The organism is Methylocaldum sp. GT1BB, assembly GCF_051027545.1.
GTDB lineage: Bacteria > Pseudomonadota > Gammaproteobacteria > Methylococcales > Methylococcaceae > Methylocaldum.
In genome coordinates this window covers 3545437-3568457 of record NZ_CP194902.1, presented here as the reverse complement: position 1 = coordinate 3568457, position 23021 = coordinate 3545437, and the positions used below count along the sequence as shown (strand labels likewise).

General features: G+C 56.5%; 19 protein-coding genes. 8 read left to right on the top strand and 11 right to left on the bottom strand.

Translation table 11 applies throughout. The features are described 5' to 3' along the window. Positions 1-11: 11 nt before the first annotated feature. The 3 genes from moxG to ACR2TX_RS17265 all read right to left on the bottom strand — a co-directional run bounded on the left by moxG (position 12) and on the right by ACR2TX_RS17265 (position 3671). On the bottom strand, positions 12-485 hold the full coding sequence (gene moxG, locus ACR2TX_RS17275; RefSeq protein WP_077729607.1) for a cytochrome c(L), periplasmic: 474 nt from the start codon (positions 483-485) through the stop codon (positions 12-14). Positions 486-825: 340 nt separating this feature from the next. Then, on the bottom strand, positions 826-1695 hold the full coding sequence (moxJ, locus tag ACR2TX_RS17270; protein WP_434130320.1) for a methanol oxidation system protein MoxJ: 870 nt from the start codon (positions 1693-1695) through the stop codon (positions 826-828). Between the two features lie 170 nt (positions 1696-1865). Beyond that, positions 1866-3671: a methanol/ethanol family PQQ-dependent dehydrogenase gene (locus ACR2TX_RS17265; RefSeq protein WP_434130318.1), complete on the bottom strand. Its 1806-nt coding sequence runs from the start codon at positions 3669-3671 to the stop codon at positions 1866-1868. Between the two features lie 579 nt (positions 3672-4250). On the opposite strand from ACR2TX_RS17265, the gene ACR2TX_RS17260 reads away from it, so the two are divergent. From ACR2TX_RS17260 to ACR2TX_RS17250, 3 genes are all read left to right on the top strand, one after another. Then, entirely contained in the window at positions 4251-5684 is a 1434-nt protein-coding gene (locus ACR2TX_RS17260; RefSeq protein WP_240506777.1) for an ATP-binding protein, read from the top strand. Then, positions 5681-6328, top strand: a complete 648-nt coding sequence (locus ACR2TX_RS17255) for a response regulator (RefSeq protein ID WP_077729611.1) — start codon at positions 5681-5683, stop codon at positions 6326-6328. Before ACR2TX_RS17260 ends, ACR2TX_RS17255 begins: the two co-directional genes overlap by 4 nt. A gap of 127 nt (positions 6329-6455) precedes the next feature. Continuing rightward, positions 6456-8723 (top strand): TonB-dependent receptor, encoded by a 2268-nt coding sequence (locus ACR2TX_RS17250; RefSeq protein ID WP_434130316.1) that lies wholly within the window; start codon positions 6456-6458, stop codon positions 8721-8723. Between the two features lie 720 nt (positions 8724-9443). Here the strand turns inward: ACR2TX_RS17250 and ACR2TX_RS17245 are convergent. The 6 genes from ACR2TX_RS17245 to ACR2TX_RS17220 all read right to left on the bottom strand — a co-directional run bounded on the left by ACR2TX_RS17245 (position 9444) and on the right by ACR2TX_RS17220 (position 14117). Then, positions 9444-10031, bottom strand: coding sequence for an ABC-type transport auxiliary lipoprotein family protein (locus ACR2TX_RS17245; RefSeq protein ID WP_077729612.1), 588 nt, complete (start codon positions 10029-10031; stop codon positions 9444-9446). Then, a complete protein-coding gene (locus ACR2TX_RS17240) occupies positions 10028-10942 on the bottom strand; it encodes an MlaD family protein (RefSeq protein ID WP_077729613.1) in 915 nt (304 codons plus the stop codon). The genes ACR2TX_RS17245 and ACR2TX_RS17240 overlap by 4 nt, the downstream gene beginning before the upstream one ends. A gap of 1 nt (position 10943) precedes the next feature. Next, on the bottom strand, positions 10944-11711 hold the full coding sequence (locus ACR2TX_RS17235) for an ABC transporter ATP-binding protein (RefSeq protein ID WP_347257797.1): 768 nt from the start codon (positions 11709-11711) through the stop codon (positions 10944-10946). 2 nt (positions 11712-11713) lie between these two features. Next, positions 11714-12850: an MlaE family ABC transporter permease gene (locus tag ACR2TX_RS17230; RefSeq protein ID WP_077729615.1), complete on the bottom strand. Its 1137-nt coding sequence runs from the start codon at positions 12848-12850 to the stop codon at positions 11714-11716. Between the two features lie 85 nt (positions 12851-12935). Then, a complete protein-coding gene (locus ACR2TX_RS17225; RefSeq protein ID WP_086133135.1) occupies positions 12936-13760 on the bottom strand; it encodes an FTR1 family iron permease in 825 nt (274 codons plus the stop codon). Between the two features lie 18 nt (positions 13761-13778). After that, positions 13779-14117, bottom strand: coding sequence for a cupredoxin domain-containing protein (locus ACR2TX_RS17220; RefSeq protein ID WP_077729617.1), 339 nt, complete (start codon positions 14115-14117; stop codon positions 13779-13781). Positions 14118-14430: 313 nt separating this feature from the next. On the opposite strand from ACR2TX_RS17220, the gene glpK reads away from it, so the two are divergent. Both glpK and ACR2TX_RS17210 read left to right on the top strand, forming a co-directional pair. After that, on the top strand, positions 14431-15927 hold the full coding sequence (gene glpK / locus ACR2TX_RS17215) for a glycerol kinase GlpK (protein ID WP_077729618.1): 1497 nt from the start codon (positions 14431-14433) through the stop codon (positions 15925-15927). A 131-nt stretch (positions 15928-16058) separates the two neighbouring features. Next, the gene (locus ACR2TX_RS17210; RefSeq protein ID WP_434130313.1) at positions 16059-16418 is read left to right on the top strand and encodes a YMGG-like glycine zipper-containing protein; all 360 of its coding nucleotides are present in this window, start codon (positions 16059-16061) and stop codon (positions 16416-16418) included. Positions 16419-16621: 203 nt separating this feature from the next. Here ACR2TX_RS17210 and ACR2TX_RS17205 read toward each other — a convergent pair whose 3' ends face one another. Then, positions 16622-16996, bottom strand: coding sequence for a hypothetical protein (locus ACR2TX_RS17205; RefSeq protein ID WP_205780714.1), 375 nt, complete (start codon positions 16994-16996; stop codon positions 16622-16624). Between the two features lie 336 nt (positions 16997-17332). Here ACR2TX_RS17205 and ACR2TX_RS17200 point away from each other — a divergent pair, with 336 nt between their 5' ends. Further along, positions 17333-17569, top strand: coding sequence for a hypothetical protein (locus ACR2TX_RS17200; protein ID WP_434130311.1), 237 nt, complete (start codon positions 17333-17335; stop codon positions 17567-17569). Between the two features lie 139 nt (positions 17570-17708). On the opposite strand, the gene ACR2TX_RS17195 is transcribed toward ACR2TX_RS17200, so the two are convergent. Next, positions 17709-18347 carry a TetR/AcrR family transcriptional regulator gene (locus ACR2TX_RS17195; protein ID WP_077729621.1) on the bottom strand — a complete coding sequence of 213 codons (639 nt, stop codon included), beginning with the start codon at positions 18345-18347 and terminating at the stop codon, positions 17709-17711. A 295-nt stretch (positions 18348-18642) separates the two neighbouring features. Here ACR2TX_RS17195 and ACR2TX_RS17190 point away from each other — a divergent pair, with 295 nt between their 5' ends. Then, entirely contained in the window at positions 18643-19707 is a 1065-nt protein-coding gene (locus ACR2TX_RS17190; RefSeq protein ID WP_346425838.1) for an efflux RND transporter periplasmic adaptor subunit, read from the top strand. A 21-nt stretch (positions 19708-19728) separates the two neighbouring features. Beyond that, positions 19729-22926 (top strand): efflux RND transporter permease subunit, encoded by a 3198-nt coding sequence (locus tag ACR2TX_RS17185; protein WP_077729623.1) that lies wholly within the window; start codon positions 19729-19731, stop codon positions 22924-22926. The last annotated feature ends 95 nt before the right edge of the window (positions 22927-23021 follow it).

The window sequence follows — 23021 nt, the reverse complement described above, 5'->3', positions numbered from 1 at the left end:
GGTGGGGAAAGCTATTTGAGCCATTCGGCCTTGGCGGGATCGCCTTTGTAGATGTCGCGCAGCCAAGCCATGACTCGAAGCATTTCGTCGGCGTTCAGATTGGTACTCTGCGGCCCCATCATGCCTTGGGCACCGCCCCAGAGAACTTCGAACAAGCCGACATCGGTAGCGGCTCTCGGGTAAGTCCAGTAGTCGTCTCCCAGTCCCGGCCCCAGTTTGCCTTCGGCCTCGTGACCATGGCAGCCGGAGCAGGCGGTGAGATACAGGCTATGGCCTTTTTCGATGGCTTCCTTGTCGCCGTTGTAGGGGTTCTTGCCTGTTTCCTTGAATTTCTTGAAAGCGTCCGTATCGCCGCCTTTTTTACCGTATTCGAAATCCAGGGTCTCGCCGGTGACGGCGTGGCGAAAAGTGATTTCCGCACAGCTTTCGGCGGATACGAGGGCCACGCCCACGGCGAGCGCAGCCATACTGATTCGTAATTTCATGAAGCTTGTGTCCTCTTCGTTTTTTTATTCATTTAATTCGTGGCCGGCTGAAACCTGGCAGCGCCCAGGAATTCCGCTCACGGATTCCTGCCGCACATCCCTGTGCGGCACCCCCTAAGGGTGCCGCGTGTGCAAGTCAGCCTCGCTCCGCTACTCAGTGCTGCCTCGCCGATCGCCAGGCCGACTTGTCATGCGGCAGATCCCTCTGCCGCACCTTCCATGTACTCTGCGGACCAGCCGGCAGAACAGCCCTCGGGAAGAGGGGTTTGACGCGAACGGTCAGCCAAACTGAAAAACGGGAATGTTTTTCATTAGCCACCACTCGTCCGCCGCATCCGTGCTACGTCGATTTGCCTTTTTTGGCGATCTCCCTCGCAGCCGCTCCCGTTTCCTCCACGGGCAATAGCGGAACTCCCTCCGCCTTGAGCAGCGCGCGAATCTCCTTCTCGCGCTTCTTCAACACCCGGTTGATGTCCGCCAGCAAGGCTTCCTCACCTTTTCTCACGCCAACGGAGGTGGAATAGTGGTGCGGCACCTTTTCCCCGTCCGAGCGGGCCTGATGATCCGGGATCACTCGCATCTCCAGAGGTCTGTCCGCGTTTTTGACATAACGGGCAGCCTGGGGCCCCCAAAGCACCGCCAGGTCGGCGCTGCCGGACTCGACTTCCCGAACCAGTTTTTCGGGGTCGTAGCGAACATATTGGTTGCGGCGCGCCTTGAAACCAACCAGGGATTGCAGGTAGTTGAACTGGTCGTAATAGCGTCCGACCTTCTTGAGCATGGTCTCCGCGGGGGTATCCGGCATGAACGCGATACGTTCGGCCTTCTTCAGAAAGTCGCTGTCCCAATCGGCGACCTTTACTCCTTTTTCCTTGCGGTATATGAACACGTACCCGGAACGATAATACGGCTTCGACGTCGACATCCGCGGATCGTCCGTATCCACGCCGATAACGACATCGCACAAGCCCCGATCCAGCTGGTCCCGAATGAAGTACCGCGGATCTTGCCACCACACGTATTCCACCGGCCTTCCCAATTCCTTGCCGATCAGTTCCGCCAGCTTGTTTTCGAAGCCTTCGCCGTCCTTGTTTGAATAAGGCAGTTCGTTTTCCGCAGCACAAACTTTGAGGGGCTCTGCGGCCGCCTCAGGTCCGCTGCCGATACCGGCCAACAGCCAGGCGCAAATGACTATGCGTGTCAAACGCATGGGGTGATTTCCTCCCAATAAATAAAGAGTCGCTCGACGTAGGGCGGGTTAGACGCGCAGCCCCACCTTGCCATCCGGATTCCACGGCAGTCCGGCGCGTCGTAACCCGCCGGATGTCGCGGACGGCGGGTTACGCGAGTACGCTAACCCGCCCTACGACCATGCGGTACTTATAGCGAGAACACGAACAGCGCACCGCCCATCTGGGTGTGGTGAGCCAGCTCCTTGAACGCGCCTACCGCACCAAGACCAGCGGTCGGGTCCTTCAGGTCGAACACCAGACCGACACCAGGCCAGCCGCCGACGCCCGAGTAGATGGCGACGTACTGTCTGCCGTTGTGCTTATAAGTGATGGGATGGCCGATAACGCCGGAAGGAAGCTTGAACTTCCAGACCTCCTTGCCGTTGCGGGAATCCAGCGCCTTGATGTAGCCATCGAGCGTACCGTAGAACACCAGATTGCCGGCGGTCGCCAAGGTGCCTCCCCAGACGGCGAACTTCTCCGGAATTTCCCATTCGATCTTGCCGGTGACCGAGTTCATGGCCTTGACCTGACCCAAGGTGCCTTTCGGTCCCGGATACATATTGAGGGTCGCGCCCACGAAGAACTGGCCGGCACGGTAAGGCAGCATGAACGGTTCCCAATCCATGCAGATGTGGTTCACGCCCATGAAGAACAGTTTCTTTTCAGGGTCGTAGGATTCGATACCCTGGTTGTGGTAACCCATGGCCGAGGGGCAAATCCCTTTCGCTTCGTGGTCCATGCGGGTGGAGTATTCCGGATCGCGGATCGGCAAGCCAGTCTTGAGATCGACCTTTTTCACCCAATTCACGGTGTCGTCGATCTTGAAGGCGTTGACCAGATCGCCGGTTTCCCGGTTGAGGGTGTAGACGATGCCATTGCGGTCGGGATGGGTCAGAAGCGGCGTCATCTTGCCGTCCACTTCCTGCTCGGACAAGCCCATGTAATTGACACCGGCGTAATCCCATTCGTCGTGCGGCGTCTTCTGATAGCCGAACTTGGCCTTGCCGGTGTTGAGATCACGACCCCAAATGGTCATGGTCCACTTGTTGTCGCCGGGGCGCATGGTTTCGTTCCAGGGCGCCGGGTTGCCGGAACCGTAGTAGATCATGTCCAGCTTGGGATCATAGGCATACCAGCCCCAGTTGGTGCCGCCGCCGATCTTCCAGGCGTCGCCTTCCCAGGTTTGCTGGCCGAGCCCGAACTGGCCGTAGTGAGGGTTATGTACGTTGAACGACTTGTCCAACAGCAGATCTTCGTCGGAACCGGTGGCGTAGGCACGCCATTCCATCTTGCCGTCCTTGATGTTGTAGGCGGTCACGTAGCCGCGCACGCCCAGCTCGGCTCCGGCGGACCCGACCAGCACCTTGTCCTTAGCCACGAAGGGCGCGCCGGTCAGGGTGGAACCCATGGTGATGTCGGAGTTTTCCATCTTCCAGATTTCTTCGCCGGTCTTGGCGTTGAGGGCGACGACGTGGCCGTCCAACTGATTCAGGAAAATCTTGGCCGGACCGTGGTCGCCGGCGGGTACATAGGCGAGGCCTCGGTTCACTACGTCGCAGCAGGCAACGGCGCGGGCCGCCGGATTCTGCTTCGGCTTGTATTGCCAGAGAATCTTGCCGGGATCGTTGAGATCGAGGGCGTATACGTTGTTGGGGAACGGCGTGTGGACGTACATGATGCCGTCCGCTACTAGGGGGGCACCCTCGTGACCATGCAGTGTGCCGGTGGAGAACGTCCACGCCACCTTGAGGTGATGGATGTTCTCTACATTGATTTGGTCCATCTCGGAGTAGTGGGTGGCGCTGTAATCCTTGGTCTGCATGACCCAGTTCTTCGGATCCTTAGCCATTTCGATGAGAGCGTCGTTTGCGGAGCCGGTGCCGGAGACGGCCAAAAGCCCCCCTGCCATCAGAGCGCCGCTGACGGCCGCCGCCAGTTTGCGTTTTTGCATGTTTTCTCCTCGCTGAATACTTGTTCGGACTGTCCTGAGACAGAGCGATCACGGATCGATGATCACGGCGGCGAATTTTGGAAGAATCGCATGGCGGGCTGTAGTGAAATAAGCCCGAATTGGGACAGGAAAAAATCAGGAAGAAATGCGATAAATCTCCCGCTCCCTTACGGGTTTCCGTTTTGTTAATCAGGCCCATAAATACCCTCCTGGTGTTTCGGGCCGCTGCCAAGGCCACGGTACACGCCCGGCCTTGGCGCAGGCGGCTTGTCGCCGCGCCGGGCCATCCCTGCCCCGGATTAACCCGGCCTAATTTAGAGGCCGGGCTAATAAATCAAAAAACGGTACGATCTCGGGAAAAATTCCTTTTTTTTCAAGTATTGGTTCACGCTCTTGACAGGGTAATTCGTGTTCTCTAGCTTGATTCGATTCAAATTCCCGTTGAAAAAGATGAAGAGAGTTACCGAATTGCTAAAGAATGACGCTCATCCGTTTTGATTTACTCTCGAACGGGCTCGCTGGAGCCCGTTTTCGTTTCTATGAAAAGGCTGAAGATTCACAGCCGCGCCGATAAAAATCATGCACGAAAGTCTTAGCTTACGTTTTCGCCTGAACCTGATGATCGTGCTGACCATGCTGGCGATACTGGGCCTCGGCACTTTATTCGCCGTCCACAACGCCCGCCGATCGGTAGCAGAGGAAATCGATTCCACGGTCAATCTAGCCCTGCAACTGATCGAAGTCAGCTTGTCCGAAGGTCGAAACTCTACGGATGATTCGCTAGGCAATTGGTTCTCCCAGTTGAATAGACTGGACAAGACCCGGCACCTTCGCATTCAAGTCCGCCAAACCCCGGATCGAGTGGATGGAAGCACATTTGGACAGCCGCAGGCTGGCCCGAAGGGCGAATCCCAAGGACGGGGCGAGCACTCTCTCACCGACTCGGCGGCACGAGGGAATCCACGAACATCCAAAGTGCCCGGCTGGTTTGCCTGGGCCGTCAAGCCCGATTCCAGTTCCATCGTCGCCGAAAAACGGGTAGAAACCGACGGCAAGGATGTCATCAGCATTCTTATCGAAGCCAACCCGGAGGACGAAATTGCCGAAGCTTGGAACGAAGCTCTGGGCTTTTTGACGCTCATAGCGGTCCTGGCAGTGACGATCTATGCCCTGGTGCACATTACGGTAGGCAGGGCCTTCCGGTGCGTAGGCGTGATTCTCGACGGTCTGGAAGACATCGAGAGAGGCGATTACGGCAGGCGTCTGCCGAGCTTTTCCTTGCCTGAATTCGCGCGGATTTCTCGAGCGTTCAACCATATGGCCTCGACTTTGGAAAAGGCCCGCGACGAAAACCGCGCGCTCACTCAGCAGTCCTTGGCCATACAGGAGGAAGAACGGCGCTATCTGGCTCAGGAACTGCACGACGAGCTCGGACAATCTTTGAGCGCGATCAAGGTCATGGCAGCCTCGCTGCGCAAGCGGGACAGCCGCCCTCAGGATAATGAAGCCATCGAGTGCATCATGGGCGTTTGCGACCGGCTGTTCGGCGTCGTGCGCGGAATGATGCGCCGTCTGCGCCCTCTCATGCTGGACGAACTGGGGCTCATCGCCTCGTTGGAAGATCTGATCGAAAGCTGGCGGAGCCGCAATCCCGGCGTCAGTCTTCACTTCGATTGTGAAGACGATGTCGACGAACTCGCCGGTGCCGGGAAAATCCATCTGTTTCGTATCGTGCAGGAATGTCTTACGAACGTCGTTAAACACGCCGAAGCCGACGGCGTTTGGATAGAACTTCGACTGAAGGAAATGGACACCCGTTCTCGAAGCTGGATCCAGCTCAAAATCAGCGACAACGGATGCGGATTCGATCCGAACCAACCTAGGCGCGGCTTCGGATTGATCGGCATTCGTGAACGCGTCGCCAGCCTGGGCGGGCAATTCAGCCTGAACACCCGCTCCGGCGAAGGCGTATCGCTCGAAGTCTGCGTACCTTGCGGAGAAGCCTCCCGATGAATCCGAAAATCACCGTTATGCTGGTCGATGACCATGCCGTGGTCCGTGCGGGCTATCGCCTCCTGCTGTCTCAAAGCGAAAATATCGAGGTGATCTGCGAAGCCGAACGCGGCGAGGAAGCCTGCCAATACTATTCCGAGTCGCAACCCAATGTGATCGTCATGGACCTCAGCCTGCCGGGGATAGGCGGGCTTGCCTCGATCCGCCGCATTTCCGGTCGCGATCCCGGAGCCAAAATACTCGTGTTCAGCATCCATGACGAACTGGTTTATGTCCTTAGGGCCTTGGAGGCCGGCGCCAAGGGCTACATCACCAAGAGTAGCGCTCCGGAGACCTTGGTCGAGGCCGTTAAGAAAGTGGCCGGGGGCGAAACTTATGTGGAACCGGAAATCGCTCAGAAACTATTGGTTCAAACCATCACCGGAAAAGACGCTTCCACCGATTTGAACTCGCTTTCCGCCCGCGAATTCGACGTGTTTTGTCTGTTGGCCAAAGGTTATACGACCCGAGAGGTCGCTGACGAACTCCGCCTCAGCTATAAAACCGTCGGCAATTACACCACTCTGATCAAGAACAAGCTCAATGTGAGCACCACCGCGGAAATGGCTCGCCTCGCCTATCAATACGGCCTCTTGAAGGCTTAAACGTCGGGAATTTTTCCCATATTCCATCCGGTTAAACTCCCTTACCATTCCCTGTTCTGCTGAATGTGTGGGGGTTTTTATGTTTATAAGAAGAATATGTTACACGGGAACCTCTCTGCTGGTCCTCGTGAGTACGGAAATTGCCGTTGCCGCGGAAAACGAAGACGGCAGCGTAAATCTGGGTACGGTCGAAATTGTGGGTGAAACGCCGCTGATGGTCTCGGGCGTACCGGCGGAGAAAATTCCGTCGCCGGTGCAGACGGCCACGTCCAAGCAACTCGATGACTATCAGAGCTTTTCGCTCGCGGATTACATGCGTTGGAACTTCGCCAGCGTCAACGTCAACGATGCCCAAAACAACCCGTTCCAGCCCGATGTTCAATTCAGGGGGTTTACCGCATCGCCGCTGCTGGGATTACCCCAGGGCTTATCGGTCTATGTCAACGGCATTCGTTTCAACGAACCGTTCGGCGATACCGTCAACTGGGACTTGATCCCCGAAGGCGCCATCGAACGAATGACGCTGCACTCGGGCTCGAATCCGGTTTACGGCCTGAACAGCCTGGGTGGGGCTATTTCCATGCGCACCAAGACCGGTTTCAGTGCACCGGGCCACACGCTCGAGGTGGCAGGCGGCTCCTGGGGACGGCACTGGCAGGAAATTACCAGCGGATGGAACAACGGCACCGTAGGCTATTTCGTCGATCTCAAGAGCTTCTATGAAGACGGCTGGCGCGATAACTCGCCCACCGACGTCAAGCAGGGATTCGGAACGTTTAGCTGGCAAAACGAACGGTCCAAGTTGAACCTCACCCTGGCTTCCAACAATAACCGATTGATTGGCAACGGTGCTTTGCCGCTTCAACTGGCCAAGCAAGATCCGGAAGCAATTTTCACCCATCCGGACCGTACCATCACCCGATTGTTCCTGGCGTCCTTGGACGGCAGCACCTGGCTTACCGATCACTTCGAGCTGTCGGGTAACGCTTATTTCCGGCAAAACCGGATCAAGACGTTCAATGGCGACGATTCCGATTTCGAGGAATGCGAGGACGAGGCCAACGAAGGTTTCCTTTGCGAGGAGGAAGGCGACGAAGAAGAGATCGTCGAAGATGTCAACGGCGGTAACGTCTTGGCCAGCGACGCCGTCGAGGGAGCGACCAACAACACCAGCCAAACCAACCAGCGCAGTTACGGCGGCAGCTTGCAGGGCGCTTTCGAGCACGAGATGTTCGGCATGCACAACCGTATCGTCGCCGGCGGAAGTTATGACGAAGGACGCATTCATTTCAGCTCGGATACGGAGCTCGCTTCTCTCACCGACGACCGAGGCACCATAGGCAGCGGAGTCCTGGTGGGCGAATCGCGGGTGAGAGTCCACGCCCATGTTCGTCACCACGGAATTTATTTCAGCGACACCTTGTCGGTCACCGACAAACTGGCGGTGACGGCAGCGGGCCGTTACAACCTGTCTTTCGTCCGGCTCGACGATCAGTACGGCGAGGACTTGAACGGCTTTCACAAGTTCGAACGGTTCAACCCCTCGGCCGGACTGACCTATGCCTTCCTACCGGAATTCACCGCTTACGGCAGCTATAGCGAATCGAACCGGGCACCGACTCCGGTTGAGCTGACCTGCGCCAATCCGGAAGCCCCTTGCAAGCTACCGAATGCGTTTCTTGCCGACCCGCCGCTGGATCAGGTGGTGGCCAAAACTTGGGAAGCCGGTTTCCGGGGCGAATTCGCTCGACTGTGGGGCGGAAATATCAACTGGAACGCTGGCCTGTTCCAAACCGAAAACCACGACGACATTCTTTTCATCAGCAGCGGCAATCTCACCAATCAGGGTTACTTCGACAACGTCGGGACCACCCGGCGCCGGGGTATCGAACTTGGGCTTTCCGGGGCATTCGAGCGGGTGCGGTTCGGAATCAATTACACACTGCTCGATGCCACCTTCCGTACGCCATTTCTTGCTAGCAGCCCGAATAACCCGTCCGCTGATGATAACGGCCAGATCCAGGTGGAAAAAGGCGACCGCGTCCCCGGCCTTCCGAAGCACATGCTGAAAGTCTCGACGGACGTGGAGGTCGTTAAAGGACTGACCGTGGGCGTAAACATGATTTACAACAGCGGTCAGTACTTCCGTGGCGACGAAGCCAATCTAAACAAGCCGCTTGAGGAATATGCCGTGTTCAACCTACATGGCGAATACCGTTTCAACAAGCACGTGGCATTATTCAGCCGTATCGACAACCTGTTCGACAAACGGTACTACACTTTCGGACTATATGGCGAAGCTGACGAAGTGCTTGGTGATAGCTTTACCGATCCACGTTTCGTGGGCATCGGCTCTCCGAGGGCTGGTTGGGTCGGGCTTAAGCTGTCCCTATGAGTTCGGCGTTTACCATCCGCTGTTTTACATATTGTTTTCCGGACGGTAATAACCGGGCCCTATTTAATTCATAAGAATGTCTTATGACAAAGGCGAGTATAAGTCTGTATACTTTATACCAACCTCAATAGAACTTGGTGTGATTTAGTTCGAAACTTCGATTGAGTCCGGCCGAAAGTTCTCCTCCTCTTGGCGACCCTAGTGGTCGCTTTTTTTTGCCCGACGGCAGGCAAAAAAAAGCCCGCAGTACGCGGGCAATATCATTATTATTGTTGTTGTAGCGTAACGCGTCGGCCACTAGCGGCGACGCATCTTGTTAGTGCTTTTATAGTAGTTATATCGCCCCCTAAGGGGTCTTTCCTCCTCTTTGACGACTCTATGTTTTCGCGCTTCCTCCGTAAAGCTGCGGCACAGTCTAAAGAAAAAATTTTGTGTGTCCACACTTTTTTACCCGTCCCTTGATCTATGAACACCCTCACAATTTTTTCTTTAAAAATCTGAAACCTATTTGTATTCGAATAGAAGTATTTTCTAATACCCAAGCAAATTACTAAGGATTTAAGTATCGCTGAGTATCCGCAATGTTTCCAAAAATGATCAGGTCGATACAGTTCGCGTCCAACACACAAATCTCATTTTGAGACATGCGAGATGAGGTGCTATCGGATGGCGCCCCTCGGTAACCGGGGATGGGATATGGATACGACCGCAAAAAACGGCTCAAGGAGTTCCCCCAGCGGCCCCACGCGCGAGATCCATCCCTTCCATCCAGGTCCGGACCGCCGCTATGGCGTCGTCGGCCAGATCCGCCAAGGACACTACCGCGCCTGCGGCATCGGCGCTAGGCGAGATCTTGTCGAGTTCGAAGGTCCGTTCGGCCAGAAGCTTCTTACTGCTGCGATCGTAAGCCGACGCGCGAAAGCGAATCAGCGCCTTGGCGTGGTCGGGGCGGTCGAAAATCTGCTCGAACTCCTGAAGTTCGATTCGAACCCGTAGTGGTCCGCCATCGCCCGAAAGTTCAAAGCGCAGTTCCAGAAGTTCAGGCGGAGGCGCGATCCAGCGGTCCAAAGTGTAAACTCCAACCCGTGTGGCATCCGAATACACGAGACGATAACGAATTCGGTCGTCTTTCAACCACTCCGGAGCGGTCACGTCCACTTTGGACCAAGGTGCCGGCAGACGGTCCGAACCGTGCGGCAGCGGTCCCAGATCATGAAGCCTAGGCGGAGGTGATTTTTCAGGCGTGAAGGTACAACCCGAGGCGATCAAGATCACAAGAAACAGCTTTGCGAAAAGAAATCTCTTCATTTCGGCTCCTGAAAGCCCGGCTCTCCCGGTCCAGGCACTTGCTTGGGCGGCCCGAGCAACAGGATCCGCGGGTCATCTCTCAGCATATCGGACAGATGTCGAACGTTGACGGCGATCGAACGGGTCTCGTCGAGCAATGCGTTTACCTTAGGCAGAGTGGATTGCACCACCACATCTCCCGCCGAGCTACCGGCGGTGATCAAGTCTTCCGTGTTCCTGGCGAGCCCTCGGATTTCCTTGACAGCGATTCCCAGGTCATCAGTCAGGCGCGTGATTCCCGCCATCATCCGCTGCGCCTCTCCGGTCAAAGCGGGCATTTCCGCCAGCATCTCGTCCATGCTTTCCTCTAATGTAGCCAATTGTTCGGCTGCGATCGCAACCGATTCCAGAATACGCTGAATCCGTTCGCGATTGCTTTCGTTCAGCACGCTGTTGAGCCGGTTCGCCAACACGCCGAGCTGGGAGAGGATGTCTTGCCCCGATTCGGTCAGCTTATCGAACAGCGAAGGCCGTAGCGGAATACGCGCGGGATTGTCGGGATCCGTAGGTAAAGGCTCCGGTTGTTCGCCGGTGTCGAACAGTTCCACCTGCGCCAGGCCGGTCAGCGCCTGAACGCGCAGCATGGCGTAGGTGCCATGGGTAATCGGCAGATCCTCATTCAACTCGACCCGGACGAGAATGTTCCGGCGGTCTTCAGGATCGAAACTGATGGATGACACTTTGCCGGCATTCACGCCGCGAAAAAGGACGGTCGACTCGGGATTGAGCCCCGAAACCGCTCCCTGGGTGACGACATAATAGCTCTTGTATTCTTCGCCGTAGTTCCCCAACCATAAGGCGGCGATGATCGACGCCGCACCCAAAATGATTACGAACAATCCGGTCAGGAATGCATAGGTTTCTCTACCCATATCAACCGATCCGCTCGAAAACGCGGTGACCGCGCTTTCCATGAAAATAATGCCGGGCAAAAGGATGTTCGGAAGCCAACGCATCCTCAACCGGACCACACACGACTAGCTGCTGATCGGCCAGTACGCCGACCTTCGTGCATAAATCTTTTACCGTGTCCAAATCGTGCGTCACCATGACCACCGTAAAGCCGAGTTCCCGATGCAGCCCGCTCAGTAGATCGACAAACTCTTCGCTCAGCACGGGATCGAGCCCCGAGGTCGGCTCATCGAGAAACAGCAATTCAGGCTCCATCACCAGCGCCCGCGCCAAGGCGACCCGCTTGATCATGCCGCCGGACAGTTCGGATGGCATCAACAAACCGGCGTTTTCGGTCAACCCCACCATAGTAAGCTTCATACGTACCAAATGGCCGATGAGTTCTTCATCGAAAAGACCGAATTCACGCAATGGGAATGCGATGTTATCGAAAACGCTCAGGGCACTGAATAAAGCTCCTCCCTGAAAAAGCACGCCGCAACGGTTGCGGAGCCGCTGGTGACGATCGGCCGCGGCCTCTTGCAGACACTCGCCGAAGAGGTAGACTTTGCCACGGGTCGGCTCCTGGAGTCCGATCATTTCCCGCATCAGCACCGTCTTGCCGCTCCCAGAGCCGCCGACCAACCCGAAGATTTCCCCCTTGCCCAGCGTCAGGCTGATGTCCCGATGCACCACGTTTTTTCCGAAACAGGTCCAAATCCGTTCCATTCGGATGACGGGATCGCTCATGATTACAGCCCTACCCCGCGGAACAGGATTGCGAAAACAGCGTCGATCAAGATTACTAGAGTAATTGATGCGACCACCGAGCGGGTGGTTTCATTGCCCAAACTCTCGGTGTTCGGCTCTATGCGTAAGCCGAAATGACAAGCCAAGAGTGCGATGAACAGCCCGAACACCGCTCCCTTGCCGAACCCGATCGTGAAATTGGCCGCCGGTACCGCATCAGGTAATTTCATGAAGAATTGATAATAACCAACTCCCAGTTCGAAATGCGCGGCGATCGCTCCGCCGATCAATGCGATCGCATCGGTCCAAACGACCAGGAGCGGCAAGGCAACCATCAGGGCGACGACTTTTGGAAAAATAAGGCGTAGCGAACGGGAAATACCTAGCGCTTCGAGCGCATCCAATTCCTGAGTGACTCGCATCACACCGATACGCGCGGTCATGGCCGATCCCGAGCGTCCCGCCACGAGAATGGCTGCAAGCAGTGGACCGAGTTCTCGGATAATGCTCAGCCCGAGTATGTTGACGATGTAGATTTGAGCGCCGAAGGTTTGTAATTGCAGGGACGAGAGGTAGCTAACCACGATTCCGATGAGAAACCCGACCAAAGCGGTAATGCCCAACGCACGTCCCCCGGTCTCATGAATCGCCGCCGAGATTTCCCGCCACGGCACGTCCCGAGGATGGCGCAGCACATGCCCCACATCCAAGATCAATTGTCCGAGTATCGAGACAAGCGCCCTTAAATGTTCGGTTCCAACGGAAAAGAAGCTTCGAACGCGCTCACCGACCGGTTTCGCATGCCGGACTATCGGCCCGAAGGAGGTTGCAGACCAGTTCTGCAACCGGATGAACGTAGACTCCTGCTCGGGGCGCAAATAGACCTTGCCTGGCAACTGCCCACCCCAGGCTCTCCAAAGCAAAAATGCCCCCGCACTGTCCAAGGCGGCAACTTCGCGGATGTCCCACTCGCTTGCTTCATCGCGGGCATAGACCTGAAGCTGTTCGCGAAGACGCGCCCCCTCCGCCGACAGGCCGCGCAAATTCCAGCCCCCCTTCAGCACGAGAATATAACGGCCGGATACTGTCCTTTTTTCGATAGACGGCGTGAATGACTCACCGGGCGACTGCTTTACCATGCCGGGTATTCAATCGCCTTTAGTGCCTACGCACAAGGCCGCAGCCTAATCGACATCGCTGCGGGTTTGGTCTCGGAGACGCTCGTCAGTGTCCGGCCGGCCGTGCCGGTCTGTCGCCGAATACCCGCATCAAACTTGCGATAGTGGCGAGCGTCGCGAGATAAAACAGGATCTGCACGCCGTCCGGACGGGACACGTAACCCAACAGAGTATGCAAGACTTGACCGATCAAACTGTCTTCGGACAACCAATTGGAGGTATTCCACACCTCGTGACCCAAAGGCGGAAGCAGATCGGCCTGCACCAGATAGGCCGCTCCCTGAGAAGCCAGGCCGGCGGCCAAAAATAAAATAAGCCAACTGGTAACCTTGAATAGATAACGCGTAGGAATACGAAGCAAACCATAATACATCGCCAAGCCCACGGCTGTGCCGAGCGAAATGCCGACGACTCCGCCCGTCAGCATCGATCCCGTATGGCTTCCGTCTGCTGACGCGATCCCATATAAAAAGAGAACGACCTCCGAGCCTTCCCGTAGCACCGCGAGCCCCACCACGACTGCCAGAGCATAGAGCGGCCGGTCGCCCGACAGCACGGCTTTTCCGACCTGGCTCATCGCCTGGGCGAGCTCTCGCCCGTGACGCTGCATCCAGATATTGTGCCAACCGAGCATCGCGACCGCGGTAAACAACACGGCCGCGTTGAAAAGATCCTGCCCGACACCCGATGCCGCTTCCGCGAGGGTATCGGCAAAACCCGCAACCACGCAGGCGCCTATAAGCCCGCCTCCGACGCCGCTCCATATCCACCAACTGCGAGCGGCAACGCCGCGGCTGGCCGCCATGACGATACTGATCACCAGTGCGGCCTCGATGACCTCTCGGAATACGATGATTGCAGTGGCTAACATGTTCTGACCAATACCGCTTTATTTTGCAACGATGTGCCCTTTGGCGGATTCCTCATGAAATTCGCCAAAAAAATCATACGTACCCGGATCAAGTGGACCGATCGATACGGTGACCTGACTCTTGCCTGGAATGATCTTTTCCCTCTTCAAGGATCGACTCTCGAATTCCTCCGGCGTGGGGTCTTCGTTTTTCACGACCAGTTTGATCTTCTGGCCTGCAGGCACCTCGAGCTCTGCCGGTTCGAAACGATGTTCCTTAATGATCAGCGTATAGGTCTCAGCCGCCGAAACCGAGCCGCAAACCATCAAAAGTGCGCTTAAAACGACAAACCGGCCCGAGTATGTCCTGTTCTGCATGATGTTCGGTCCTCTCAAGTTCGAAGAAGTAAGTCAACCGCGCGATTGCTACGGTTTTTCAGAAAGCTAAATGATAATCCTTATCAATTGATTAGGCAAACCGGGTAGGCTGACTTTATGGGCCGGTTTGGATTGGAAAAATGACCGAAGCGTCGATAGCGTTTCTTTCGATCGGCCTCTTTTACTCGCGGATTTCCGTTCGGCATCCTTCAAATTTTACTTGCCCGCATGATGAGGCCGTGATAGGTAGGCAATCACGGGATGTGGCATCAGGCACGCATCCCGGAAGCCAACGATTTTTTGAAGTCACACCATGCCCCGTTATATCGCCGTCATCGATCAAGGCACCAGCAGTACTCGGTGCATTCTCTTCGATCACACCGGACGTGCGGGAGCGATGGCTCAAGCCGAGCACCGGCAGTTCTACCCTAGGCCCGGCTGGGTTGAACACGATCCGCTGGAAATCTGGCGAAACGCCCAAGCGGTGGTCGTAGAGGCCTTGCGAAAAGCGGAAGTCGAAGCCGATGAAATCGTAGCTCTCGGAGTGACTAATCAGCGCGAAACGCTTGTCGTCTGGGATAAAATCACCGGGAAACCGGTATATCCCGCCATCGTTTGGCAAGATACGCGCAGCGCCGAAATTTGCGAGCGGCTTGCCATCGAAGGCGGACAGGATAGATTTCGCGCAAGAACCGGACTGCCGATCGCCACCTATTTTTCGGGGCCCAAACTTCAATGGCTGTTGGATAACGTAGAAGAGGCCAGGATTCAGGCCGAACGCGGCGAGTTGCTGTGCGGCACGATCGACAGCTGGCTGGTTTGGAGCCTAACCGGCGGTAAGGAGGGCGGCGCACATGTCACCGACGTAAGCAACGCCTCGCGCACGCTGTTGATGAATCTTGAAACCCTGGCATGGGACGAAGAACTGCTCGCCGCCATGAATATACCCGCTTCCATCCTGCCGACGATCCGTTCTTCATCCGAAATTTACGGCGTCGCCCAAGGGGCACTCGCCGGCGTTCCGGTCGCAGGTATTTTAGGCGATCAACAAGCCGCCTTATTCGGGCAAACCTGTTTCGCCGAGGGGGAAGCAAAAAACACCTATGGAACCGGATGCTTCATGCTTCTGAACACCGGCCTTAAGCCGGTGCAATCCCGCCATGGGCTCATCACGACAGTAGCGTACCAACTCGGCGGCGCAGCTCCAATCTTCGCGCTTGAAGGCTCGATAGCGGTCACAGGAGCTCTCGTGCAGTGGCTCAGGGATAATCTGGAACTCATTCGGACCTCCGCGGAAGTCGAGTCGCTGGCCAATACCGTCGAGGACAACGGCGGCATCTATATCGTCCCGGCTTTCTCCGGCCTATTCGCGCCCTACTGGCGCAGCGACGCACGGGGAATCGTAATCGGGCTGACCCGCTACGTGAACAAGGGCCACTTTGCCCGAGCCGCACTGGAGGCCACGGCCTATCAGACCCGTGACATCGTTGACGCGATGCGGCAGGAGACGGGCCTGAATCTGGATGCTCTCAAAGCGGACGGCGGCATGGTCGTCAACGAGACCCTCATGCAATTCCAATCCGACATACTCGGCACTCCGGTTATTCGCCCCATCGTGACCGAAACGACGGCACTCGGAGCAGCGTACGCAGCCGGTCTCGCTGTTGGCTTTTGGACCGACATCAAGGAACTGCGCGACTTATGGCGAAAAGACAAGGAATGGCAACCGCGAATGACGGCCGAGACTCGGGAGCGGCTCTATGCCGGCTGGAGCAAGGCGGTCGAACGAACCTTCGGTTGGCTCGACTGAACGAAAACATCTTCATTGCGGGCTTCCGCCTCCGCAGTCCTGGTCTTTCTCGACGGAGCTGCGGTGTTCAGCCTCCGTTCAGGAAACCGGAACAATACTAATCGCGCCTTCTCAGAAAAGGAGCGAATGCCGTGAACAAGCTAAGAAATAGGTTAATGGTGCTGGCCTTTACGATTGCGCTAACGGGCTGTGCGTCTACCGGATATCACAACCATGGCGATTATGCGTATCGCAATACGGTCACCGGTGCCGCAATCGGTGCTGCCGGCGGCACATTGCTAGGACATGCCGCCGACGATGGCGGACGAGGTGCGCTCGTGGGCGGCGCGGTCGGGGCCGTCGTCGGCGGAGCAGCTGGCTATTACATGGACCAGAAGAAAAAACGCGAGTCTTACTACAACCGTCAGCCCGGTTACAGCAGTTACAACGATGGGCACCACCCCTCTCCGTATGGCGAACAGCAGCCCCGCACTTATCCGTACCCGTACTGAGCCGCAGCGATAATCACTGCCGAAGCGGCAAAAAACTACGCCCACGAAAAATTTATGATCGCTCCGCCTTCTCGGCTTGCGTGGATAGCGCCCGGTCAACCGAGACCGGGGCATCCTAAAGTGGCGACCGGCTTGGCCGACGACTGGCGCGGCCGCTCGCCGCTTAAACGGCAATCGCCGAGTCTCGGTCTTTTATCGGTCGCCTATTTCTCCTGATAAATGACTTTCGGCTCAAAGTGATAGGCTGGATATCGAGGATCCGGTTGCGGGCTCTCCTCCGGAACTTTTTTTTCCGCCTCTTCGGACGCCGGTATGATCACTTTCGGTTCGAAGTAAGCCGCTGGGTATCTCGGATCCGGCTCCGGAATTTCTGCTTTCGATGAATCACCCGTTGCCCCTTCGGGCGCCGAAATGATCACTTTGGGCTCGAAATCATAGGCCGGATACCGTGGGTCGTCGCCAGCCCAACCTACAGAAGAAACCACCAACGAAAATCCGCCGAAGATAATTGCATTTCTCACGATGCTCACCCCTGTGCCGTCAAGCTGACCCCTTATCACAACAAACTGATCTAGCATGACTCATTAAAGTATCCCAAATTCTTTAATCCTGCTGTTGCCATGTCAACGCGCTTCCCTAAACGGCGGGACCGCAACATTAGAATCGCCTCAAACCGCTGAAAAAGCCACATCTTGGTGCAATATCTTTTCGATTTGCACCTCTCGGGAAAGAAATCGAAATTTCGACCATCATTTTGATGAATTTTCGAGCGAATTAACGCCCTCGATCAATGGCATGAATTCTGCTTAAAGATGAATAAGCGTGATTTTCTACTGGCAAAGGCATTTCCAAAACGCGGAGTGACCGTGACCACTCAGAAGTTGGCTTCACCATCATCGCAGTGAGGGACACTCATGAAAACATCGCTAAGAGTTTTTCTGGAACGCTTTCTAACCGTCTTCATGCTCTGGGGATGCGGCTGGAAACGGCGAAGGCAATCCGGCAGCGAAAGTTATCGAATCGAATGGCAAGACCCGATGACCGGGCAATGGTACGGCGAACAAAACGCGATGAAGCTTCTTAAAGTGTACGCGATGGCGGAATATGGCAAGACGAGCATCAAAACTGACCACTATCGCGCCTATTTTTGACATCGAATCCCATTACCTACCTCCTCTCTAAGCTGCTTGAAAAGGCAGCTTTATTTTTTGCTCCATTCACCAAGCAATGAACAGTATGAAAAGCGCCCCCAGCTCGATAAGCGGAGCTGTACCGCATTGTCTCGGCCGATCAACCTGCGTCCGTTCTGTTTAAACAGCCCCGCAGGAATAATTTCACCACTTGTTCTGTCCAATGCTCGACCTCATCTTCGGTAGGAGCGCTCTCCAAGCCTAGTTGTTGTCGCTGGAAGCGCTCGCCGCGGAGTGCGTTGACAAACTGTCCGGCTAAAAATGCCGGATCCATGGCGATCACATGACCTACTTGCTGATGCATGCCGAAAAACTTCTCGAGCCGATCCAGCGTCCGCTGCGGTCCCTGCTCATAAAACTCCGCTGCAAGCTCCGGAAATTGATGTGCCTCGGCGATCAATTGCGCACGCAAGCGAATGATTTCCGGACGGGAAAGCCGAAAAAGAAAATGCTTTCCGAACACGATCAGTGTTTCCTCCAACGGTTTGGCCAAGGCTTGGTCTAACGGCAACGTCGCCACCAACAGATCGCTATAGTGGCGAATGACCGCTCCGAATAAATCTGCCTTACCGCCAAAGTATCGATAAATGGTACGGAGAGACACGCGAGCCTCGCGGGCGATAGTTTCCAGGCTTACATTGCCGTAGCCTCGCTCTACAAATAGCCGAAGTGCATGATCCAGAAGTTGATCACGGCGGATGGCAGATTCACCCTTCCTAGGTCGGCCTATTCGATTCATTATCGTTACTTTTCACTTTAATAGATGGACACAGTCGTCCAGTTTAGCGAGAATAATGAAACGATATCTTACCCTTTCTTTTCGTGCCGTGTCGCTACTCCCGATCGCTCCCGCTTAATACGCCAAACTTATGCTAGTTTCGTTTGCTGCCGCTAGAGCATGCCGTTCGTCATACCGAACTTCTCCCCGCACTACTTTTCGCCGCATCGCGCTGTGGCTCCTCCTTTGCGCAGCGCTGATCGTACAGCTCTTCGGCTGTAGCAACCGCTCGGAAAACCAAGCGGCCGAGAGTCAAATGCCGCCGGTGAAAGTCAAAGTCGCCCAACCGCTACAAAAGGAAGTCTTGGAATGGGACGAGTACACCGGACGCATAGAAGCGATGGAAACCGTGGAAGTCCGTGCGAGAGTCGACGGCTATCTGGACAGAGTGAACTTCAAGGCTGGCGACAAGGTAAAAAAGGGCGATTTATTGTTTGTCATCGATCCGAGACCTTATCGGGCCGAGCTGAACCGGGCGGAGGGAGAACTCGAACGGGCCAAGGCTCGGCTCGAACTTGCCAAAAACGACTTGCAGCGGGCGGAGCATCTAAGACGGGCCAAGGCCATTTCCGAAGAAGAATACGACGCCCGCAGCAAGGGTCAGCGTGAAGCCATCGCCGCCGTTCGTGCGGCCGAGGCGGCTGCTCAGACAGCCAGGTTGAACCTGGAATTCACCGAGGTGCGAGCGCCTATCGGCGGGCGAATCGCACGCGAGCTTGTCACCCCGGGCAACTTGGTCAGCGGCGGCGGCGGCGGCGGGACTTTGCTGACGATCATTGTATCCATCGATCCGGTTTACGTTTATGTCGACGCAGACGAACGGGCGGTCCTTAAATACAGGCGCTTGGCCGAAGCCGGGAAACGGACGAGCGCTCGCGAAACTCGAATTCCAGCGAAATTGGCCCTGCTCGACGAGTCCGAATTTCCTCATCAGGGTTACATCGATTACATCGAACCGCGCATGGATCCGAGCACCGGCACCTTGCGCGCCCGAGGCGTTTTCAGCAATCCCAACGAACTCCTGAGCCCCGGATTCTTCGCTCGGCTTCGCGTGCCCGGAAGCCCACCTTATCAAGGCCTTCTGGTTCCCGACAGAGCCATCGGCACCGATCAAGGCCAGAAGTTCGTCTGGATCGCGAAAGACGATGGCTCGGCCGAATACCGTCGGATCGTACCGGGCACTGCCGCCGGCCAGATGCGGGTGATATCGGAAGGTTTGCAGCCTGGCGAGTGGGTAATCATCGAAGGCATTCAAAAAATACGTCCCGGCACCAAAATTGAGGCGGAGCGAGTCACGCTTTCAGAGACCGACGGTACTTAATCGGAGACACGACGTCCGGCCATGACGAGATTTACTCACTTTTTCATCGACCGCCCTATCTTCGCGTCGGTTCTTTCGATTCTCATCGTTCTCGTCGGAGGGCTGGCGTCGCTTGCGCTGCCCATCGCCCAATACCCCGAGATCGCACCGCCCAACGTCGTCGTGCGCGCGACCTATCCGGGCGCCAATGCGAAAGTGCTGGCCGAAACGGTGGCGACTCCCATCGAACAGGAGGTCAACGGCGTCGAGGACATGCTGTACATGTCGTCCCAGTCCACCAACGACGGCGTGATGCAGTTGACCATCACGTTCAAACCGGGCACCGATCTCGACAAATCGCAGGTGCTGGTCCAGAACCGTGTGGCTTTGGCCGAGCCGAGGCTGCCTGAAGAAGTGCGCCGGCAAGGCATCACCGTGCGCAAACGCAGTCCGGACTTGAGCCTGGTGGTGAACCTGATTTCCCCCGACGGGCGCTACGACAGCGTGTATCTCAGCAATTACGCGCTGCTGCAAATCCGGGATGTGCTGGCTCGCCTGCCCGGCGTAGGCGACATCGTGCTGTTCGGCGGCCGCGAATACAGCATGCGGATCTGGCTGGACCCGGAAAAGGTAGCCGCCCGCAATCTGACATCCACCGACGTGGTACACGCTATACGCGAGCAGAACATCCAAGTGGCAGCCGGTGTCGTCGGGCAACCGCCTACGCCGGGAGGAATCGAATTTCAGCTTACCGTTACCACCATGGGCCGGCTGACGGATGAAAGCCAGTTCGGCGACATCATCATCAAGACCGGAAAAGACGGCCAGGTGACACGACTCAAGGACGTAGCACGGATCGAACTGGGAGCCAAAGATTACAGTTCGTCGCTCAACCTCGACGGGAAAGCAACGGTAGGCGTGGCTATTTTCCAACTGCCGGGATCCAACGCGATCGAGACCAAGAAAGCGGTAGTGGAAGCCATGGAGAAGCTCAAGCAGCGCTTTCCGGAGGGGCTCGATTACCTGCTCGTCTATGACACCGTGGTGTTCGTCACCCAATCCATCGCTGCCGTCGTAGAGACCCTCTTCGAAGCCATTCTGCTGGTCGTCGTCGTCGTACTGATATTCCTACAGAATTGGCGGGCCACCATCATCCCGCTCCTGGCGGTACCGGTGTCGCTCATCGGCACCTTCGCGGTCATGGCGGCCATGGGACTCTCGCTGAACACGCTTTCCTTGTTCGGACTGGTTCTCGCCATCGGTATCGTGGTAGACGACGCCATCGTCGTGGTCGAGAACGTCGAACGGAACATCGCACTCGGCCTCAGGGCACGGGAAGCGACCCGGCGCGCCATGGAAGAAGTCGTCGGCCCCATCATCGCAACCTCATTGGTGTTGGTTGCGGTGTTCGTACCGACGGCCTTCATTACCGGCGTGTCCGGGGCTTTCTACAAGCAGTTCGCCCTGACCATTTCGGTGTCCACGGTCATTTCCACATTCAACTCGCTCACCTTGAGTCCGGCTCTCTGCGCCCTGCTTCTGGACCGGGCCCACGGTGACAAAGATTGGTTCACGCGCCTGTTCGACCGGCTCTTCGGCTGGTTTTTCCGCGGCTTCAACCGGATTTTCGGCGCCTTCAGCGAGGGCTATTCACGACTGGTCGGCCGACTGATCCGCATCACAAGTGTGGTTCTGGTGCTCTATGTCGTGCTCAACGGACTCAATTTTCTGGCTTTCTCCAAGGTGCCGACCGGGTTCATCCCTCAACAGGATCAAGGCTATCTCATTCTGTACGCACAGCTCCCCGATGCCGCCTCGCTGGAACGTACCGACGCGGTGATCAAGCGCGCCACGGACATCATCCTGAAAACCGAGGGCATCTCGCATGTCAACGCATACGCTGGATATTCGGTGCTGGCCGGAGCCAGCCAGTCCAACGCCGGCACCATGTTCGCCCGTCTCGCCCCGTTCGACGACCGCGCCGGCCATCCGGAACTTTCCGCGGAAGCGATCATAAACAAGCTGCGCCAGAATCTCTCGGGGATAGAGGACGCTCATATCGCGGTGTTCTCGCCTCCGCCGGTTCGCGGCCTCAGTTCGGTGGGCGGCTTCAAGCTGCAAATCCAGGACCGCGCCAACGTCGGCCCGGACGAATTGCAACGTATCGCGAGCGAAGTCGTTGCCAAGGGCAACCAGCAACCCGGATTGGTCGGCTTATTTACGACATTCCGGTCCAGCGTGCCGCAAGTCTACGTGGACGTAAACCGGACTCAGGCCAAGTCGTATGATGTTCCTTTGGGCAGCGTCTTCGACACGCTCCAGATTTATCTCGGCTCGCTGTACGTCAACGATTTCAACCGGTTCGGCAGAACTTACCAGGTCACGGCGCAGGCCGATTCGCAGTTCAGACTGAGGCCTTCGGATATCGCCAATCTCAAGACCCGCAACCGGAACGGCGATATGGTTCCGCTGGGTACCCTGGTCGATATTCGCGAAACGGTGGGTCCGGACAAGGTGGCGCACTACAACATGTATCCGTCGGCGGAAATCAACGGCAGCACCTTGCCCGGCGTCAGTTCCGGCCAAGCCATCGCCTTGATGGAAAAGGTGGTGAATCAAGAGCTCCCGCTCACCATGGGCTACGAATGGACCGAACTCAGCCTTCAGCAGATTCTCGCGGGCAATACCGCCATGATCATATTTCCGCTGAGCGTGATCTTCGTGTTTCTTGCCCTGGCTGCGCAGTACGAGAGCTGGTCGTTGCCCTTCGCCGTCATTCTCATCGTGCCCATGTGCCTCTTGAGCTCTATGGCCGGCGTATCGCTCCGCGGCATGGACAACAATATCTTCACTCAGGTTGGCTTTATCGTTCTGGTCGGATTGGCCAGCAAGAATGCGATCCTGATCGTCGAGTTCGCCCGTAATCTTCAAGATAAGGGCAGGGACCGCTATCAAGCCGCCATCGAAGCCGCGCGCCTCCGCCTTCGGCCCATTTTGATGACCTCCTTCGCCTTCATTCTCGGCGTATTCCCGCTGGTCATTTCCAGCGGCGCCGGTGCCGAATCACGGCGGATACTCGGCACCGCCGTCTTCAGCGGCATGCTGGGAGTCACGTTCTTCGGTCTGTTGCTGACTCCAGTGTTCTATGTCGTCATGCGGAGACTGGTCGAGCGCCGTCAGCGGCCATCGCCCGAACCTACCGATACCAAGACTCACTCCACGCCGAATAACAGTCCCTAATTTCGCAAAAATATGTCTATACCTTGCTCTTCCGTCCAGTCCGAGCGATTTGAAAGGCGCGATCGCTTTTTGGGCGCGTCCGCGCGCAATGTCGT

Bases quoted from the DNA above. Each gene is read 5' to 3' on its own strand.
- moxG (WP_077729607.1), bottom strand. From the start codon at position 485: ATGAAATTACGAATCAGTATGGCTGCGCTCGCCGTGGGCGTGGCCCTC.
- moxJ (WP_434130320.1), bottom strand. From the start codon at position 1,695: ATGCGTTTGACACGCATAGTCATTTGCGCCTGGCTGTTGGCCGGTATC.
- ACR2TX_RS17265 (WP_434130318.1), bottom strand. From the start codon at position 3,671: ATGCAAAAACGCAAACTGGCGGCGGCCGTCAGCGGCGCTCTGATGGCA.
- ACR2TX_RS17260 (WP_240506777.1), top strand. From the start codon at position 4,251: ATGCACGAAAGTCTTAGCTTACGTTTTCGCCTGAACCTGATGATCGTG.
- ACR2TX_RS17255 (WP_077729611.1), top strand. From the start codon at position 5,681: ATGAATCCGAAAATCACCGTTATGCTGGTCGATGACCATGCCGTGGTC.
- ACR2TX_RS17245 (WP_077729612.1), bottom strand. From the start codon at position 10,031: ATGAAGAGATTTCTTTTCGCAAAGCTGTTTCTTGTGATCTTGATCGCC.
- ACR2TX_RS17240 (WP_077729613.1), bottom strand. From the start codon at position 10,942: ATGGGTAGAGAAACCTATGCATTCCTGACCGGATTGTTCGTAATCATT.
- ACR2TX_RS17235 (WP_347257797.1), bottom strand. From the start codon at position 11,711: ATGAGCGATCCCGTCATCCGAATGGAACGGATTTGGACCTGTTTCGGA.
- ACR2TX_RS17230 (WP_077729615.1), bottom strand. From the start codon at position 12,850: ATGGTAAAGCAGTCGCCCGGTGAGTCATTCACGCCGTCTATCGAAAAA.
- ACR2TX_RS17225 (WP_086133135.1), bottom strand. From the start codon at position 13,760: ATGTTAGCCACTGCAATCATCGTATTCCGAGAGGTCATCGAGGCCGCA.
- ACR2TX_RS17220 (WP_077729617.1), bottom strand. From the start codon at position 14,117: ATGCAGAACAGGACATACTCGGGCCGGTTTGTCGTTTTAAGCGCACTT.
- glpK (WP_077729618.1), top strand. From the start codon at position 14,431: ATGCCCCGTTATATCGCCGTCATCGATCAAGGCACCAGCAGTACTCGG.
- ACR2TX_RS17205 (WP_205780714.1), bottom strand. From the start codon at position 16,996: ATGCTAGATCAGTTTGTTGTGATAAGGGGTCAGCTTGACGGCACAGGG.
- ACR2TX_RS17200 (WP_434130311.1), top strand. From the start codon at position 17,333: ATGAAAACATCGCTAAGAGTTTTTCTGGAACGCTTTCTAACCGTCTTC.
- ACR2TX_RS17195 (WP_077729621.1), bottom strand. From the start codon at position 18,347: ATGAATCGAATAGGCCGACCTAGGAAGGGTGAATCTGCCATCCGCCGT.
- ACR2TX_RS17190 (WP_346425838.1), top strand. From the start codon at position 18,643: ATGCCGCCGGTGAAAGTCAAAGTCGCCCAACCGCTACAAAAGGAAGTC.
- ACR2TX_RS17185 (WP_077729623.1), top strand. From the start codon at position 19,729: ATGACGAGATTTACTCACTTTTTCATCGACCGCCCTATCTTCGCGTCG.